This is a genomic window from Allobosea sp. P1_B10, assembly GCF_056406735.1.
Genome location: NZ_JBFTZP010000036.1, coordinates 1 through 2635, shown reverse-complemented (window position 1 = coordinate 2635; position 2635 = coordinate 1). Strand labels below are relative to the sequence as shown.

Sequence of the window (2635 nt, the reverse complement as noted above, 5' to 3'; positions counted from 1 at the left end):
AATACGAGGAGGTCTACCTGCGAGCCTACGCCAGCGTGTCCGACGCGCGCGCCTCGATCGGCCGGTATCTCGCCTTCTACAACGGCAGGAGACCTCATCAGAGCCTGGCACGGCAGACGCCCGATCAGGTCTACTTCAACCCGCTGCAGCCAATCCCGGTTGCAGCATAACAAGGGCCGAAATCCACCTAACCACAGCCCGCAAACTGTTCAGACAAACCGAGCCAGCTCTGGTCGCCAGTGTCTTCCTGCTGACAGCTTCGACGATCATGCTACGGACGGGCATCACGGCGCGCTGGACGGCTTTCGTCGGCTATGGCGCAGCGGCCTTCATACTGGTCGGAAGCCACGCCGTCGACTGGGCGTTCCTAGTATTCCCGCTCTGGGTGCTCCTCGTCAGTATAGACATACTGTCGAGGGAATATCGAAATTCCAAGTCATCGTCCTGAATTTTGCGTCCTCTCACGACTTTTTCTTGGAGAGCACTCGTACCGCATCCTCAATATCGTCGAAGGTGGTGGTCGTCTCGGCGCCATTAAAGAAGCCAGCGCGCCGCAATATTTCGCGCGGTTCCTTGTGGAGTTCCGCGATTGCGAGCGTCAGGCCTTTCTCGGCGAGTTCCGTACGTAAGAGCCTGAGCATCGACGCCGCTGTGGAATCGACCTGCGCGACGGCACCCGCGTCTAGCACGAACCATGCCGTCCCAGCCGGCGCCTTGGCGGCGATGGCCTGGAAGCGCTCACGGACATACTCGGCGTTGAAGAACAGGATGCTGCCCTGGACCATGAACAGCACCATCCCTGACACCGGCTCCGCCTGCGCAATCTGGTGCAGCTTGTAGAATCCCGGCCGGCCTGCGATGCGCCCGAGCAGAGCGTCGCGCGGGCGCATCTCCTTGAGCAGGACGTACAGAAGCGTGCCCGTAATCGCGATGACGACGCCGCTGAGGACGCCGAGGCTGATGGCTCCCCACATACTGATCAGTGCAAATGCGAACTCCAGGCGACTGACGCGCCAGATTTCCCGAAGGCCCTCAAGGTCGATCAGGTTCAGCGCGGCGAATGCCAAGATCGCGCCCAGTGCCGGATTGGGCAGGAGACGCAGAGCGTCGTTGAGATAGAGCAGCAGCATCATCAGGGCGAAGGCCGCCACCAGCCCGGCTACCTGCGAGCGGCCCCCGGCAGAGATATTTATAGCCGTGCGAGAGTCCGCGACAGTGACCGGAAAGCCGCTGAACAGGCTGGATAAGATGTTGCTGGCGCCGAGCCCAGTCAGTTCCCGATCGGCATCGACATCGAAACGCTCCCTCGCGCCGAAGCTGCGCGCCGTCACCAGCCCTGAACTCACCCCGACAAGCCAGATCGCACCACCACCGAGCAGGAGGTCCCTGAAGGGCAGACCGCTGACGTCGGGAAGAGCAAGCGCCGGCATTGTGCTGGGCAAACTCCCGACCACCTTCATGCCACCGCCCTCGAGGTCCAACAGGGCCGAGGCGAGCCCTGCAACGAATATCACCACAAGCGGTCCGGGAACCGGCGAGCGCAGGCGCGCGAGCAGCACCAGCAGCCCGAACATCGCGCTGCCGAAGATGACGGAGGCCCAGTGGACCAGGCCGATCTTCCGAACGATTTCGAGCAGCGGCTGCACCAGCCCGTCCGACTCGATGCGCACGCCGGTCACGCGGCCGATCTGGCCGACCAAGATCGAGATCGAGATTCCGCAGATAAAGCCGATCAGGATCGGCCGTGACAAGAAGGAGGCGACAACGCCAAGACCCAGTTTGCCCGCCAGAATACACATGACGCCGACCAAAAGCGCAAGCGCAGCCGCGACCGCGACGCGTTTTCCCGGGTCATCGAGCGGCAGGTTCGCAAGTGCGGCGGCCAACACCGTCATCGTCGCCGCGTCGGGCCCGACGATCAGCTTACGAGACGGCCCGAACAAGGCATAACCAATCAACGCCAATATGCTTGCATAGAGGCCGACTTCAACCGGCAGGCCAGCGATGGCAGGATAGGCGATCGCGCTTGGTATCGCGACGGCCGCGACGGCGAGGCCCGCCGTCACGTCGAAGCGCAGCCATTCCCGCTTGTAGCCTCGTATGCCCTTCGGGAGCGAAAAACGCTCGATCATGGACATCTCTCCCGGAACGGCGACGCGGCTGAAACAATCGCCCACGGGTGAGCCTGGGAGCGAAGCGTTGCGATCGAGCACTCGTAGACCTTGCTCGCAGGCTACGGCTTCTCCGGGGTGACCTTCTCCCAGGTCTTGTCCGGGTTGAAGCTCTGGATGCGCGCCGCGACGGAGCTCGTGCGCGGTCCGAGATCCTTCTGATAGACCGTCCCCTCGTGATTGAGCATGAAGCTCATCACACCGGAACGGCCATATTCGGCTGGATAAGCGAGAAGGGCAAAGCCCCCGAACATCTTGCCGCCAGCGGCATAGTCGATGGCTCCGCCCGGCGCCGCCGGGCCCTGCCGTTTCAGAATTCTGTAGTAGTAGCCGTGGTATGGCGCGCGCACGTCTTGGGCACTGTAGCCTTCAGCGGCGGCTTTTGCGGCAAATTCGCCCAGAGGGCTGGGCTCCTCCCCGGCAGCTGATTGCCAGTAGAGGCCATCCGCCAGTAGAGGCCATCC

Annotated in this window: 3 protein-coding genes; 1 reads left to right on the top strand and 2 read right to left on the bottom strand. The window is 62.7% G+C overall.

Annotated elements, in window-relative coordinates; genetic code table 11:
* The coding region (locus AC1D2L_RS25760; RefSeq protein ID WP_476848740.1) for an integrase core domain-containing protein at positions 1–170 on the top strand (170 nt) is incomplete at its 5' end.
* 291 nt (positions 171–461) lie between these two features.
* On the opposite strand, the gene AC1D2L_RS25755 is transcribed toward AC1D2L_RS25760, so the two are convergent.
* Together AC1D2L_RS25755 and AC1D2L_RS25750 are read right to left on the bottom strand one after the other, a co-directional pair.
* Positions 462–2132, bottom strand: coding sequence for a SulP family inorganic anion transporter (locus AC1D2L_RS25755; protein ID WP_476848739.1), 1671 nt, complete (start codon positions 2130–2132; stop codon positions 462–464).
* A gap of 101 nt (positions 2133–2233) precedes the next feature.
* Positions 2234–2635, bottom strand: a 402-nt coding sequence (locus AC1D2L_RS25750) for a DUF2950 family protein (protein ID WP_476848738.1), incomplete at its 5' end; no start/stop codon positions are given.